Below are 16,000 nucleotides of genomic sequence, written 5' to 3'. Positions count from 1 at the left end.
CATGGAACGGATCAACTCTCTCCATTGATCGTCGGTCATCTTCTTGATATCCTGATTCCAATGTTTTCCTTCGATTTCGCTCCAGTGATAGATGCCCGTCCAGGCACCGGATATCTGTTGGATAGAGCGAATATCCGATTCAATCACTTCTATATCTTTTGTCTTCCGATAGGCCTTGCCTTCATTAGCCACTTTGAAGATCACTTTATTCTTCCCTACCCGGTCCTTGGTAGGTATAACCACCTTAACCGTTTCGGCCTTTCCGGCAGGGATTGTCACAACCGTTTCGTATAACAGTGCATTTTTATTCTCTTTATTCCAATACAAAGCTACCTGATAAGTCTGTTGTGAAGCACTTTCGTTCACAATACCACCGCGGATATCCAGATCGACCTTATTAGTGATTTTTCCCGGAGGTATTAAAGTTAAGCTCACTTTATTCTCCGCCTGCAAACTTACCAGACTGAACAAAGAAAAAAGAAGTAAAAAAGTACGTTTCATAATCATCTTTTTAAATTAGAATTAGTTAAAACTACCCGGATAAGAAATCCGTGATTCAATCTCGCCACCGGCCAGACGAATATAGGAATCGAACTTACGCTCTCCCTCTTGCAATATGATTACACGGGCACCGTTAGCCAAATTATTGTACACCGTATTTCCACCTGTATAGCGTCCATAAGCAAGTAGTACCTCCTTATACATAACTGCATAATCATTGTTATGATCGTGACCGACAAATGTCCCCATAACATCTCCACACTCCTTGATAGAAGTAAACAGACCTGAATTAGTGGTAGGGCAAGCAACTCCTTCACCTCTCACTCCAAACAATCTGTTCTTATCTTCCATCACAGCATCTTTGTATTCGGGTATGGGAATGTGGAAGAAAGCCAATGCAGGAAGAGGGATATCATTATTCTGCTTCGTAAACTCCTTGCTTTGATTTCTGTACCAGGCAATCTGGTCAAACTTAATCCAGTCATATCCGGGTACTGACTTTATCTGCGTGTATGCATGAGAATCAATGCAATATAGAAGAGCCGCATTTTTATTCTTATCCTTTGACGACTTCACCGTCAAAACATAATCGGGAGCAACTTCGCCCTCACGTGCAGGCATCATACTGCCTTTCTTTTGTGAGAGATAATCATACAGTTCCGCCCGGGTGCGATCATACTCATCATCATGATTGCCAAATATCACTCCAAACGGAATATTGCGTCTGATGCAAGGCTCCAAAACAATGTCCAGCCCCTTAAAAGCTTCATTAGAAACAACCACATCTCCCGTAAACATGACGAAATCAGGACGTTCGGCATCCAATACTTCGTTTATACGATCCAGAGATATTTGTGAATTCGCCTGATCATCATATTTATAATGAACATCCGTAAACTGTACAATCTTAAACTTACCGTCACGATTGAATTTCAATACTTCTTTCTGGCCCAAAACCGTAAGAGCATTGAATAATACCATTAAGCATAAAGCAATTTTCTTACACATCATATCTTTTATTTTAAACTGTCTATAATCTTCAATAATAATTCAGGTTCATCTGTAGTAATATAGTCTACTCCCAACAAATAATATTGTTGTAGCTCTTCCGCATTATTCACCGTCCAGACATTGGTAAGCAAACCGGCTTCCCTGGCTTTTTGGGTCAGATTCTTATCCTGCCTGTATGCATAGTAAGAATAATCAATTCCTGAGATGCGGTCGTTCACCAAGTCTTTCAGTTCCTTCTTACCTTCCCATAAGTAAAGAGTTCTGGCTGTAGGGTCCAGTTCGCGGATACGTTTCAAGACTTCATAATTGAAACTGATATATTCCACATATCCCTGCATTTTCATGCGATGAACAATATTCACCACTGAGTCTGTCAACTGCAACGTACGTTCCAAACCTTTTTGGGAATCTTTTATTTCAATAATAGGATGGGTACTATTCTGTGCCCTTGCAGCTATCAATAGTTCCTGAAGTGAAGGTACCGGGTCTTTCTCATTAATCGTTTGTTGAAATAACTGCAATGAGGTGATATTTTCAACTTCCAATCCATATACATGCGGATCATGAGAAAGAACAACTCTATTGTCAGCAGTTAACCAGACGTCCAATTCAGACCCCTGACATCCCAATTCTACCGCATTCTGAAAAGAACGAACAGAATTTTGCAACACCCCTTTTTGTCTCCAGGCACCCCGATGAGCCACCACTCTGTTCTTACTGAAGCCATCTTTCAATAATTCAAACTCACACTGCTGCCCATCAATCAAAAGGGTTATGCCGTATCTGTAACTCGTCTGCCCTGCTGATAATGCCCTATTCTTTTTCAGACAGATTGATTTCTCTTTAAGATCAATCCGGAAAAGAGAAGAAGTATCACTCAACAAACGAACATTGGAGGGCGTGGGATATATCCGGCCCACCACACTCCCCGACTGTCCCACGGGAATCAGATAATTATCCAGCACATACTTCGAAATATCTCCGGCCCTTATGACAAAGGAGCTAAGAAGCATTCCTGCTATAAAGATTGCATTTTTCATTCTATTTTAGTCTACAATAAATATATACATAAATAAAATCCATATTAGATATCCGGATAAAGATTGCGAACAACACCCCTGTCCATATATAGTTGTGGCGATGATTTAAGCGGGCTACACCCTTTTAATGAAGAGGCTACACCCTTTTGTCCGGATAGCTACACCCTTTCACCCTTATGGTGTAGCCCTTTTCTATTTACCACTACACCTTCGGGTATTAGAGTCTCCTTTATTTACAAAAGTCCGTTATCTTCCAGATACTTTTTATAACTTGTGTAATTGTTTGTACCTTTCTTAAAAGTAACCCAACTGAAATTCGTGATATATTCGGTAAACAACCCTGCTACGAATAGTTGCTCCTTTAGTTCACTCCAGTTCTTTTCCCGATAAGGGACATTCGGACACCAGCAACTCTGGAATGATTCTATATCAACACCAAAATGTACGCCGTTGGCATCACATGCTTTTTTAATCTCAGCAAACCAATTAGGCAGGTCTACATCCACATCCACCAGGCAACGTCCGCCAAGGTCCTGAATGTATAAATAATCAATATTGGGCGTCTGGGCGAAAATCCGTCCGAACCATTGGCCACAAAGATCAGCTGGCATACCTCGCCATAAAGCCGGAGCAATAGAAACGGGCTTATCCGATTTTGTCTTGATATAAGATGCCACTCCTTCAAGATATTTAGCCAACATGGATAAAGAGGGTTCTTGCTGCCAGCCTACAGGATAAGAACCGTCGTGAAATTCTTCGGTTATATACCAGCCTTCAAGGCAAGGGTGATTGCCAAATTGCTCATACAGCTCATCGAACACCATCTTATTTCTCTCTAAATTGAGATTATATTTCTCCGGTGATGCCGTATTCGTTTTACTGTAATCACCGGGATAAAGGCCTACAATCAGTTTTATGCCATTGCGCTCGGCAGCCTCGAACATTTGGTCGACAAAGTCATACTTCTCGGTAATCCAAGGCATGTTGGTATTCTTATAGAACGAAATGCTGGTGTTTTCTCCGTCTGTAAACTGCTCCGCGTACTGGATAATCCAGGTGTCAATGCCGATGGCACGGCTATCCTGAAACTGTTTATCCCAGTCTTCGTTGACATAAGCGGTATTCAATTGTACAAAAATACTGGAGAACTTGGGCTTTCCGTTTTTCAGTTCATAAGAGGTCAATTGCTCCAACGCGTCGATACTTACCTCGCCGGTGCAAACTTCATGTTTCGTATTTACGATTTCAATCCTGAATCCTTCAAAACGGTTTAGCAATAAGCCGTCAGCCGTAGCCCCCTGCCCCTTTTTATACAATTTGAACGCACTGTAGGGCATAACCAGACGGTTCCAACCTTCTTTGGATAATATTTCTTCGTCTTCGAAAGCATAATATTGCCATCTCTTACGTGTACTGTCATGCGGTTTGTCGGCGCTGAATTGCTTCTCATCCTCCATAATGATGAAGCGGAAAACACCTTTGTTACCTTTTTGACCTTTCACCCAAATGGAAAGTCCCAAAGGATAGAAAGACAGGTCGGGGCGATAATCTCCCCATGTTTCTTCGAAATAGACATACTCAGGATTTGAAGTCATAGGCTTACCGGAAAAACTGTATTTCAGCTTAAAACTTCCCACTCCTTCTTTATAGTCATCACCTAAATCATAGTCAATAGTGGCATTGGTAGGTTCTTCGGCACTGGTAGGACCAGTACGATAAATTTCGCACCCCAATTCATCGAAAGGGTTAATATTTTTAGTAGCTTTCGTGCTATTCAATATTTTGCGTATCTCTTCTTGCAGGTTATAGTCACCATCCTGACCGTTTCCTCCTCCGTTATGATCATCACTTCCACAGGAAGCCAAAATAAAACAGAACAGACTTACCAATATAGCAGTTGTTTTCATAAGGCATTAGTTTTAAAAAAGAGTGCCGCCGGATTAGCGGCACTCCCGATTTGAATTAATCAATGTGTATTATTGACGGAAATAACTCATCTTATACATTCTTACAATAGACTGTGATAAATCAAAGCCAACAACAGAGGTTGCAATGTACACATCATATCCGGTTGAGGTTGCTTCTTTGTAGACAGCAACGTCTCCCCAGCTAAAGTAATTCTGCCCCCATGCGGACATATCGCTTGTAAATACACAGAAGTCACCATATCCGTCATCGTCCGGTCCCAGTTCCATCTTAGAGGTATTGGTAATGTCGAATACCTTGAGGGTAGCACCACCACCGGCCCATTGGTCAGCACCTTGGTCATTGAGTGCCAAATAGGTATCATTTTCCACCTTAAATACATTGAAGCCAAGCAAGCGGTATTCGTGAGCAGCCGCATTCAAAGCTGTAACTTCCATGGATGTCGTAAAGATATTGAAGCGACTCTTCAAAGCCTCATCACTGTTTCCGTTTACCCACTTCGTATAACTGATGTAATGATCCGAATCGTCGGCCAATGAAGCACGCTGTATGGCAGGTGCGGCAGTCCAAGAACTTCCGGCCGGTCCGTAACGCAATTTATTAGGCTGATTGGCAGGAGTTACTAACTGACCATCCTGTAATTTCCAATAATAAATAGTCATATCATTAGGACCTGTACCATAAATATAAGCTGTACCGCTGGTTACATCACCTGCCACGCTCATGTTATATCCCAAATCTCCCGGACAACCATCACCGGCAGTATAGTCAAGCAGCAACTTATGTTCCTGATCTGCTTCAGAATAATAGAAGACCATGAAACCTGCACCGTAAATATTTTCACGGGAAGTAATCAAGTGGCCGGCATCATCCGTACGAGCCTTCATCATAAACGATCTTGCTGCATCTATAGTCTTAACCGCTGCTCCCGTCTTCATGTCATACAGGTAGATAGGACCATTATATTCCTGAACTGCCAGATATTGACCGTATATTGCTAAGCCTGTATTATTGCGGCTTGCCAATCCCAGATCGGTACAGTTCTTTTCCCACACTTTGGAGAACTTGGTTTTAGGCGGTGTCGGTACCACACGAATCGTATTGTTATGACGATTTCCCAATGCATCGATTACTGTTATTTTATAAGGCTCAGTGAAATCCATTTCACCCCCAACTCCCGGAACAACATAACAATTATGCTCCACGCTTACGGTGCAAATCAGACGGCTTACATCGAGCGGGTCTTCATCCGTGGTAGGAACTTTCACCGTAATTTCTTCTCCCTCTTCATAAGGACCTTTCTTGGTAGCATAAAACTCCGTCGGATTATCAGGTATCTGAATGGTTACATTAAGTAGACCATTCACTTGGCTTTCATGTGCTGTGCTCAAGTCAGGAGACTCACAGGAAACCAAGAGCACTGCCCCAAACAAACACGCTGTTGCTGCAATTCTATTAAGTATTTTCATAGCTTCATTTTTTTAATTATTTCCATTCGTCAAACTGTTCACAAGCAGGGTTCTGCTGAATTTCTGCAATAGGAATAGGGAAGCGATTGTATTTCTCCAGATAAACACGCGTTTTACCAGCATCACAATCCACAACATTGTATTCATATCCATCACCTACTTTTGTCGGCTTCACTCCTTCCATGTGGGTACCATTCAGGACTGTAGTTGCCAATCCCCAACGACGGAGATCCCAAAAACGATGTCCTTCAAAAGCTAACTCTACCATTCTTTCGTGGCGGAGAAGTTTCATGAATTCAGTTTTTGTACTGGCTGATACTGCCGGCAAATCAACTCTGTCTCTTACTTCATTCAATGCTTCCAATGCTTCAGTAAGTTTATCTTGCATTGCCATTGCTTCCGCATAGATCAATAGAACTTCAGCATAACGCATATAATAGAAAGTCAGGTCAGTTCTACGCATTTGGCTCTTACTAATTTCCGGATCAAACAACTTACGCATATAGTAACCTGTGCAAGTAGTACCACCACCTAAACCATAGCCATCCACACTACCTTCGTATGTGTACAGTGTTTCTCCTTTCCATTGACAACCATTATAAAGGATGGAAGCATAGAAACGTGGTTCACGGCCTTCATAGGGGTTGGCAGCCATTTCAGGATTGTTCCAATCAAACTCTTTACCATCAGCCATCTGATAAGCCGATACCAACGTCTCTGTCGGACTGATTTCAGCATAACCACCATCACTGGGCGGACAATTGAAATAATCAAAAGAATAATCCAACGTCTCGTAAACATAGCCAAACTCTATGACACTTTCATTATTTGCAACCGGTTTCGCCCTTCTATTCAGAAACAACTTCCCATAATCCTCATACAGTTCATACCCTTGCTTTTTCAATTCGGCAGCAGCATCGGAAGCATCTTTCCAACGCTCAGCATAGAGCATAGCACGAGCTTTCATTCCATAAGCTGCACCACTTGTCAACTTACCAGCCTCTACAGTACCTCTCAGAGGCAAATTTTTAGCTGCAAAGTCTAAATCCTCTGCTATGAAATCCCAACATTCATCCGGTGTACAACGCGCATGCTCCTTTTGTCCAAGTTCAGGTAACTGCTTGTACAGGATAAAACTAGCTCCATACCGCTTCGCCAAATCAAAATTAGCCACTGCACGGAAAAAACGGAATTCCGCCTCTGCACGTTTGGCAACCTCTTCAGTAAAGTTTTCACGGTGTTTTTCCAATCCTTCCAAAGCACGGCAACAAGTCAATTGCCAGGAATGCCTATTATTCCAGTTGTCAAAAAGATTACTGGCAGAAGTAATAGGAGTAGAACCGAATACAAACAAATTAGTATTGGCAGCCGGATTATTGGCTTTCAAAAGATCAGCGCATGCATCATCAGTGATTGAATAATATCCTCCGATCAAAGAATAAAAGCCATTAATATACAATTGCAGATTCGTTTCATTCGACCAAGTGATATCGTCAGGATAACTACTTGTCAGAACAGGATCAATATCACAACTACTCAGCGTGAAGCAAGCAGAAGCAAATACTGTTATTATCTTATTTACTGATTTCATTGTATTAGTTTTTTAGAAAGTTACATTTAATCCAAATTCATACGTACGCTGTTGAGGATAGTATCCCTGATTTACACTTGGCATTTCAGGATCCATATGCTCCAGATGAGATAAAGTAAACAGGTTACCACCGGCTACATAAGCACGAATTCTTTCAAAGCCAGCCTTTTTACTCCATTTCTTTGGTATAGTATATCCCAACTGAATGGATTTCAGACGTACATAAGAACCATCTTCTACCCACCAGGAAGAGAATTTTCCACCATTTGATCTTGACTCGATTCCTAAACGAGGATATTTAGCATCAGTATGATCGGGACGCCAAGCACCTTCCACCAAATAATAAGGAGTATTTCCATCAGCATAGAAAGGACGTGTATAGAATGTATCATCACGAATTCCACTACTATACAATCCGCATAAATTTACATCAAACAGAGCTGCACCTTGCAACAACATATTGAAATCAAAACCTTTCCATTCAGCACCCAGATTCAAACCAAACATCATTTCCGGTGTATTGCTACGACCAATTGGAACCATATCCTGATCCCAGGTAATCTTACCATCACCATTAATATCTTTCAGTTTGATATCACCGGGTAATGTCGGACCGAAAACAGCACTATGAGCTATTTCTTCTTCCGACTGGAATAAACCATCTGCAACAAATCCCCAGTATCTTCCCATCGGGCCACCAGTAGCACGTTTATAATCAGGCACATTGGCATCTTCCGTCATTTTCAACACTTTGTTACGAGCCCAGGAAAGATTACCTCTTACATGATAAGTAAAATCTCTTATATGATTATTATGAGACAATACGAGCTCAAAACCACGGTTATCATGAGAACCATAATTGATATACGTTGGATAGTAAGATCCCAGCGATGGCGGGAAGTTTGCTGACTGAGACTCCAATGAACGGGTGGTCTTCATATAGAACACATCCAATTCAACACCCAATAAACCATTCCACATACTAGATTCGATACCAACATTATAAGTATCAGTCAACTGCCACTTCAAAAAAGGATTTACCGGGCTACTCAATCCCAAATATTTCTGGGGACTGGTACCGAATAATACTGTCGGGTCAGCCGATAAAGTGGCTGTAGAGAAATAAGTCATCGTATTACTAATGGCACGATCGCTACCTAAACGTCCTACAGATGCACGGATCTTCAGGTTTTCCATAAAAGGAACGGCTTCCTTAAAGAAATCTTCCTGAGAAAGTCTCCATCCTACTGAAACACCCGGGAATACACCCCATCTGTACTTTTTGGGAAGTGCTGTAGAAGCATCAATTCTGCTGGTGAACTCTAATAAATACTTATCATCATAAGAATAGTTCAGACGAATTACATAGCCGGCACGTTTAGCCTGACTGTGTCCGCCTTTTACCAAATCTTTATTCACCTCAAGACCATAGTTCAAATCCATGATATCAGTTATAGGAAAATCCGTTCTACCGGCAGACATACTGGACTCGTCTGTTCTGGAAAATTCATATAAGAATAATCCGGATATAGCATGCTTACCAAATTTATTTGAGTACTCAAGAGCCGGTTGAATCGTATAACCTTCACTTTCCGTGAACCACTGATTCAAAGAAACTTTATTAGCAATTCGGCCAGTCTCTACATTACCTTGACGGGTAGTCTGATTCCAACCGTACACATCATAAGTCAAGAAGTACTTCTTCTGCATAGTATAATTCTTCAGATAAGAAGCATTCAACTTAACAGACAGCCCTTTCACAAAAGGCAGCTGATACTTCATAGCAATATTGCCCTGGAAATATGTCTTCTTAACATTATTGTTACCAGACAAATCTCTTGCCGCAATAGGATTGTTATTTCCATTACCAGCCGTATTTATACTGGCTATAGGCATTCCATCAGCCGTATAAGGCTTCAAGTAAGGATATGATAACAATGCTTGCTGGAAAATAGAAGCATACGAACCTACACCCGCAGAAGCACCTGGCTCATCCTGCTCGGAAACATAACCGGATAAATCAAGAGACAAATCAAAGTTATCAGTAATCTTTGCATCCATATTAGAGCGGAAATTATACTTATCATAAGAAGTACGTTTAATAATACCCTCCTGATTGTATGCACCGACTGAAGCAAAGAACTTAATTTTTTCCGTACCACCGGAAACTGAAACATTATTTGTATAAGTAGGAGCTGTATTACGGAATAACAAATCAAACCAGTCTGTATTTCCATAAATGTGCTCATTCTCTCCCGGATTAGTAATACGGTCTATTTCTTCAGGTGAGAATCTCAAGTTTTCCTCTGCAACTCCGTCCAAGAGTTGAGCCTTATTATACCAATAAGCATAATCCGGTCCATTCAGGAACTTCGGAAAATCAGTATTCTGACTCAATGTGAGTGATCCGTTATACGTTACGGTAGGCTTCTGAACAGCACCACGCTTCGTCGTAATCAAGATTACACCAGCAGCAGCGCGCACACCATAAACAGCCGCAGCAGTCGCATCTTTCAAAATAGTGATAGATTCTACTTCATCAGGAGAAAATGATGGAAAGTAATCGGTAATAACACCATCGATTACAATCAACGGGCTACCATCTCCGGCACCATTACCACGGATGTACAAGTTAGCACCATCGGCACCTGGCTGTCCACTGCTCTGTTTGGAAATCAAACCGGGCAAACGGCCGGCCAGCATACCGGAAAGGCTTCCGCTCGGTGCCATCTTCAGTTCCTTGTTATCCACCTGTGCAATAGCACCAGTCACATTTATTTTCTTCTGTGTACCGTAGCCTACTACTACAACTTCATCCAACAAATTAGCATCTTCCCTCAGAATGATCTTCAGAAGTTTTTTTCCTTTCAACTGCACTTTCTGAGTGATGTAGCCCACATAAGAGAAAGTCAAATGCGAATTCGCATTAGATACCATAAGTGAAAAATGACCATTTAAATCAGTAATAGCACCATTTGTCCCTCCCTCGGCAACAACTGATACACCAATCAACGGAGTGTCATTCTCATCAAACACATTACCCTCTACCTTTATCTGAGCATGTGCACTCATACTTACTAGAGAGAATAATAAAAATAGCAAACAAAGATACTTGTTTTTCATATTACCAAAATTTAAAATTAGGAATTGTTATTCTCGTTTCATACGACCTTAGTTATATCTTCTAAAATTTGCCAGCACTGGTAAAGTCCTCTGGGAACATGGAAACAACCTTTCCACTTTCCACCTTTCAGAGGCAATAACACCTCACCTCTTCTATTCAGATAACCATACCATTCCGGATATTCATTATCTTTGAAATGGCTCCATGTATATTCATGTACCTTTTCAAACCAATCAAGACATTGCTTATCTCCGGTCAGTTGATAACCTTTGAGCAATGAAATCAGAGTTTCAATATGAACCCACCACAATTTCTGATCCCATTCCAATTGTTGGGGTGGACATCCTTTACGATCCATGAAATAGTAGATACCGCCAAATTCTTTGTCCCAACCATAATCAAGCATCGTCAAAGTAATGTTCTTCGCCTTTTCAATCAAATCCGGACGGTTCAGACGTTTCCCAAGATCCATAATGAACCACATGGCCTCAATATCATGGCCCGGAGTAACCTGACGTCCTTCGAAAGAATCGGAAAGTTCTCCATTTGCCAGAACATTCTCTACAATAATGCCTCCAAGTTCCGGACGATAAAAGACTTCCATAACTTCATGGATACATACTTCCATCGTCTTTTCCAGACAACCCTTATCCAGCAAATGCTCTATTTCCATAGCCAAATTACATAGGATCATCGGTAAGGCAAAATTCTTCAAATCACGTGTGCCCGGATAAAGCTTATTCCATTTTCCCTTAGGATTGTTGGTCTTCGATAATACAATATCGAAAGTCTTCATTGCTATATCCGCATACTCCTGGTTTCCCGTAGCCAGGCTAAGTTGTCCAAATGCCATTACAGCAAAGGTGTATGAGAAGATATTATAAGGCTCCACCAAGGGACGTCCTGTACGATCAAGAGAAAAATACCAGTTATAATTTCCATCATGACCATATTTTTTCAGGAACTCACCTCCCTGAATAGCACAGTCCAACCACTCCTGGCGTTTCTCTACCTTATTATAAAGCATTGAAAACAACCATACTTCCCGGCCCTGTAACCAAATAAATTTGTCTGTGTCAAAAACATTCCCTTTCCGGTCCAGACAGGTAAAATACCCACCATGCTCGTGATCCTGGGAGTGCTCTAACCAGAAAGGAAGAACATTATCCAACAGTTCATCCTTATACTGATCCGCTAATTTCTTCAAATCCATAATTCTATTATTTTTTTAGATGAGAAACTGGAAACGTTTTTTATCCGGCATGCATATAAACCAGTTCCTCAATATATTGATACCTATTTATCTGTTGTATAAGTAATTACATCTCTTACCCAAATATCTGCTCCTTTCACTGGATTAGTCCATTTACAAGTCACTTTATATTTTCCGTAAGGCTGTTCGTAATTAAAAAACAGCTCATGTTTGCGATGGTTATACTTCAACGGTAACTTGCAGACTTCTACCAATTTATCATTGAAATATACTTCTAACTCTGCAACATAATCTTCAGGAACATTATCACCCTTGAGTTCTCCTTTAATAACAGCCCCTATACCGTCGAACTCCACAGTCGGAAAGTTAGCAATCCAATTATCCACAGTCACCTTCTTATCAAGTTTCAAACCTTCAAAGCTGATTTCCAATTTAGCAGGAACAGGCTTCTGAAAGTTAATTTTAACTTCATTCTCACCCACTTTTCCACCTTCTCTTTCTATCATCTGCAAAGCCTGTCCGTAACTCAACTCAGAACCTTTATTGAAGCTCACAGTATTATTGAAAGGCATATCTTCAACAATTGCCATTTCGGCCTTATATTTCTCCGGAAGGCGATTATAGCCAAGCATGGTTCCTAAAATGCCTCCGGAAGAAGCCGGATTACAGTCGGAATCTTGTCCTGCACGTGTAGAAATATCAATTGTTTTTTCAAAGTCGCCCTGACCGTAAAGCAATCCCAAAATGATATAGGCTCCGTTTACATAGGTTTCAATATTAAAAGGTACTTCAACACCATCTGGGCAGGCTATGTCATTAGTTCCCCATTTTTTCTCAATCTCTTCCCAGCACTTTTTCCAATCATCTGGATATTGTTTGTGCCAGTTTATAACATCGGTCATGCATGCATAAAAACGACTTTGCTGGGGGATCGCTTTCAAACCTTCCGTCACGATGTATTCAATATCATCACTTACATAAGCTAAAGAATACATGGCAGCTACGTATACTCCGCCATACCATCCATCACCGTAAGCCATGATATGTCCGATACGGTCACAAAAATCCACTGCACTATTCACCATACCCGGCGACATAATACCTGCAAAGTCAGCTTCAATCTGAAAATCCAAGCAATTGGCATGAGGATTGTTTTTCCAATATCCACTGGCATGGGGGGACAAACCTTGCAACAGGTTATAACGAGCCTGCTGGTTTGCATGACACAACGGATATTCTTTAGCTAAGAATGCTGCCGCAAAAGAATCGACAGGAGCATCCAATCCACACCTTTCAAAAGTCTCTACAAATGTCAGATCTACGTAAACATCATCATAAAGACCACCTCCACCATCAAACCATTTCTTGATTTCCCCATTTCCCCATGGTATAACCACAGAATCAGGAATCATGGTTGACAAATACTGAAACTCTGTTGGACCGCCATAGGTACATCCCAAGATTTGTCCGGCCCAAGCCCCTTTTACCTTATCGAATAACGTGTCTTTCGATAGGGTGAGGTTCAGGTTCTCCTTCTGAGAAGTACCGCACGAACACAATGCTGCTATAAGACAGCCACTCAATAAATAATTTCTAATCTTCATTATATATAATATTAAGGTCAATTTTTATTTTTCATCCAATAGCGTTCAATCTCTTCCAAAGACTTTCCTGTGGTCTCGGGAACAAGTTTCCAAACTATCAGCATATAGGGTACACACATGATTGCAAACAGAATGAATGTTCCGGCGGGGGTAAGATTCTGGAGCATCCAGGGGGTTAACTGTCCAATCAAGTATGTACCTATCCATAAAGCAAAGCCGGCAATGGACATGGCAAGCCCGCGTACCCGGGTCGGATACATTTCAGAAAGAAGCACAAATACCACAGCACATATAGACACTGCACAACAAAATACATAGAAGAGGAAAAAGATTAAAAGGAAAATGCTGGAGATACCCCAGGACTCACCATAAATAAAGTAAGTTGCAATCAGTATTAAAGAAATCACCATACCTGATACGCCATAATAAACCAACTTTTTACGCCCTACTTTATCAATAATAACAAGAGCCAATACAGTAGTCAATGTATTCACCAATCCCACTAAAACCTGATAGAACAAAGAATCACCTCCGGATAAACCTGCATTTTCAAAAATAGAAGGTCCATAATATAAAACGGCATTCACACCCATAAACTGTCCCAACACAGCAATACATACACCGATAATAACAGCTTTCCTTATACCAGGTTGCAACAAGAGCTTCCATTCTGATTTAGACTCGGATGATAGTACAGACTTAGTCTCTGTCAATTGAAATAAAGCTTCCTTAGAAGAGGTATAAATTCTCTCAAGAATATTTGTAGCTTTTTCTTCTTTCCCTTTCAGTATCAACCAGCGAGGACTCTCAGGTATGAAAAAGATTATAATGAAAAACATGATTGCAGGCAATGTTTCCATACCTAACATACCTCTCCACACCTCCGATACAAATACTAGGTTCCACCATCCTGTACTAACATCCGGATTACTCATAGAATAGCCTAAAAGCTGGTAATTAACGAGATAAGCTCCTAAGAAACCGATTGTAACCGCCAATTGATACAGAGAAACCAAACGTCCGCGATATTGCGCTACAGCCACTTCTGAAATATAAAGTGGAGAAATGATAGAAACAACCCCTATCCCAACACCACCTATAATCCGATAGATAACCAGTTGATTAAAGTCTGTAGATACGGCACAACCAATAGCCGATGTAGAGAATAAAATAGCTGAAAGGATCATAGTAGATTTTCGCCCAAACTTATCACTCAAAATACCAGCAAAAAGCACCCCAATGATAGAACCGATCAATGCACATCCTACATACCATCCTTGTTGCAAAGCATCCAACCCGAACTGTTCTGTTACCTGCGCAATGGTACCGGAAATTACGGCAGTGTCATATCCAAACAGAAAACCGCCCAAAGCCGCTACTACCGAAAGGAAAACTAAATAACCTAAATTAATTGTCGACTTCATATTTATTTTATATTAAAGTATTCTTTATATCTATCATACAAGTGTCCCGCCTGTAAGTAAGCTGATTGTGGACTCATAAAGTGAGAAAATTCAAAAGTTATGGCTTTATCATAGTCGGCCCGTTTTGCAGCTTCCAACTTCATCCGGAGTTTATCAAACTTTATCGGTAAGAAGTTGATTGGCATATCACGGTCAAATGTTTCTGCATTCGTCCAACATTTCATACCATATTTATCCGCCAGCTTTTTATTCACTGTAAAAAAAGCATCCAATTCATCATAGTCAATGTGCCCATCCTGAAAAGCACAAGCATCAACTACTTCGTGAATCCCATCAAAAATCTCATTCCACTCTCTTTCATGTTCCTGAACTGAAACTGCATCTTCTTTAGTTAACTTGTCAGTCCCCATCACAGCCTTTTTTCCGTCAATCCAAGGAGAAATAAAAGTAGGAAGACCTCCAGAGACATCCTTGCATTGTTTTCCCATTGCCCTGAAAGCATCAATAGCCCCTTTAGTCTTACGGCTGATCTCGCCACTGATATACCATCCGCCAAAACTCTTGTATTTTTCACCGTATTGTTTCCAGACTTCATCAATAACGTATTTATTATCTTCAATCTCCCAAGATAAATCACCCGTATCCCAATACTTCCCGGAATCATACAAACCGAAATAAAATTTCATCTGATATTTCTCCGCCAAACGGAGATACATATCGACCAAGTCGAAAGATGGCATATAGCATCCTTTACCAAGCAAATATTTAGAAGGATAAGTAATGAACTTGCGATAACCGGAACGAATCATAATAACAGTATCAATCCCAATACTTTTCATGTGGCGAAAATCCTGCTCCCACTCTCTTTCACTCCAATTCTGATGAGGAATATCATGAGAAATTTCATCTAAGAAGGTTCCTGTTATTTTCAATCCATTATTCTTAGGAATAATAAATTTATCAGTTTCACCACCGGGCGATGAAGAGAAAGATATCACTTCTTTCTCTTCAGTTGCCAGCAATCCAGGAACTACTAAGGCGGAAGCTCCTGCCAGTGCGCCTTTTTCAAAAAATCTCTGCGATTGCTTGTTTTCATA

General features: G+C 40.8%; 9 protein-coding genes and 2 pseudogenes. All 11 read right to left on the bottom strand.

Features of this window, described 5'->3' with window-relative positions:
* Positions 1 to 501: pseudogene (locus BACCELL_RS26930) on the bottom strand (DUF4434 domain-containing protein); the annotation flags it as partial.
* Positions 502 to 522: 21 nt separating this feature from the next.
* Positions 523 to 1,512, bottom strand: a complete 990-nt coding sequence (locus tag BACCELL_RS18075) for a metallophosphoesterase family protein (RefSeq protein WP_007213414.1) — start codon at positions 1,510 to 1,512, stop codon at positions 523 to 525.
* A 5-nt stretch (positions 1,513 to 1,517) separates the two neighbouring features.
* A complete protein-coding gene (locus BACCELL_RS18070) occupies positions 1,518 to 2,552 on the bottom strand; it encodes a glycerophosphodiester phosphodiesterase family protein (protein ID WP_007213413.1) in 1,035 nt (344 codons plus the stop codon).
* A 233-nt stretch (positions 2,553 to 2,785) separates the two neighbouring features.
* Positions 2,786 to 4,459: a DUF4434 domain-containing protein gene (locus BACCELL_RS18065; RefSeq protein ID WP_007213412.1), complete on the bottom strand. Its 1,674-nt coding sequence runs from the start codon at positions 4,457 to 4,459 to the stop codon at positions 2,786 to 2,788.
* A gap of 69 nt (positions 4,460 to 4,528) precedes the next feature.
* Positions 4,529 to 5,947 carry a DUF5018 domain-containing protein gene (locus tag BACCELL_RS18060; RefSeq protein ID WP_007213411.1) on the bottom strand — a complete coding sequence of 473 codons (1,419 nt, stop codon included), beginning with the start codon at positions 5,945 to 5,947 and terminating at the stop codon, positions 4,529 to 4,531.
* Positions 5,948 to 5,963: 16 nt separating this feature from the next.
* Complete coding sequence (locus tag BACCELL_RS18055; RefSeq protein WP_007213410.1) at positions 5,964 to 7,538, bottom strand: RagB/SusD family nutrient uptake outer membrane protein; 1,575 nt, start codon at positions 7,536 to 7,538, stop codon at positions 5,964 to 5,966.
* Positions 7,539 to 7,550: 12 nt separating this feature from the next.
* On the bottom strand, positions 7,551 to 10,661 hold the full coding sequence (locus tag BACCELL_RS18050) for a SusC/RagA family TonB-linked outer membrane protein (protein ID WP_022209473.1): 3,111 nt from the start codon (positions 10,659 to 10,661) through the stop codon (positions 7,551 to 7,553).
* Between the two features lie 38 nt (positions 10,662 to 10,699).
* Entirely contained in the window at positions 10,700 to 11,875 is a 1,176-nt protein-coding gene (locus tag BACCELL_RS18045) for a n-acyl-d-glucosamine 2-epimerase (protein WP_007213408.1), read from the bottom strand.
* Positions 11,876 to 11,958: 83 nt separating this feature from the next.
* Positions 11,959 to 13,479, bottom strand: a complete 1,521-nt coding sequence (locus BACCELL_RS18040; RefSeq protein ID WP_007213407.1) for an ADP-ribosylglycohydrolase family protein — start codon at positions 13,477 to 13,479, stop codon at positions 11,959 to 11,961.
* Positions 13,480 to 13,496: 17 nt separating this feature from the next.
* Positions 13,497 to 14,903, bottom strand: coding sequence for a sugar porter family MFS transporter (locus BACCELL_RS18035; RefSeq protein WP_007213406.1), 1,407 nt, complete (start codon positions 14,901 to 14,903; stop codon positions 13,497 to 13,499).
* A 2-nt stretch (positions 14,904 to 14,905) separates the two neighbouring features.
* Positions 14,906 to 15,999 (bottom strand): annotated as a pseudogene (locus BACCELL_RS18030) (DUF4434 domain-containing protein).
* Position 16,000: the final 1 nt, after the last annotated feature.

It is taken from the genome of Bacteroides cellulosilyticus DSM 14838, assembly GCF_000158035.1.
GTDB classification, from domain to species: Bacteria; Bacteroidota; Bacteroidia; order Bacteroidales; family Bacteroidaceae; genus Bacteroides; species Bacteroides cellulosilyticus.
This window is presented reverse-complemented; position numbering and strand designations above follow the sequence as displayed.

What these genes read in the sequence shown, in the direction of transcription:
- BACCELL_RS18075 (WP_007213414.1), bottom strand. Translation starts at nt 1,512, where the DNA reads ATGATGTGTAAGAAAATTGCTTTATGCTTAATGGTATTATTCAATGCT.
- BACCELL_RS18070 (WP_007213413.1), bottom strand. Translation starts at nt 2,552, where the DNA reads ATGAAAAATGCAATCTTTATAGCAGGAATGCTTCTTAGCTCCTTTGTC.
- BACCELL_RS18065 (WP_007213412.1), bottom strand. Translation starts at nt 4,459, where the DNA reads ATGAAAACAACTGCTATATTGGTAAGTCTGTTCTGTTTTATTTTGGCT.
- BACCELL_RS18060 (WP_007213411.1), bottom strand. Translation starts at nt 5,947, where the DNA reads ATGAAAATACTTAATAGAATTGCAGCAACAGCGTGTTTGTTTGGGGCA.
- BACCELL_RS18055 (WP_007213410.1), bottom strand. Translation starts at nt 7,538, where the DNA reads ATGAAATCAGTAAATAAGATAATAACAGTATTTGCTTCTGCTTGCTTC.
- BACCELL_RS18050 (WP_022209473.1), bottom strand. Translation starts at nt 10,661, where the DNA reads ATGAAAAACAAGTATCTTTGTTTGCTATTTTTATTATTCTCTCTAGTA.
- BACCELL_RS18045 (WP_007213408.1), bottom strand. Translation starts at nt 11,875, where the DNA reads ATGGATTTGAAGAAATTAGCGGATCAGTATAAGGATGAACTGTTGGAT.
- BACCELL_RS18040 (WP_007213407.1), bottom strand. Translation starts at nt 13,479, where the DNA reads ATGAAGATTAGAAATTATTTATTGAGTGGCTGTCTTATAGCAGCATTG.
- BACCELL_RS18035 (WP_007213406.1), bottom strand. Translation starts at nt 14,903, where the DNA reads ATGAAGTCGACAATTAATTTAGGTTATTTAGTTTTCCTTTCGGTAGTA.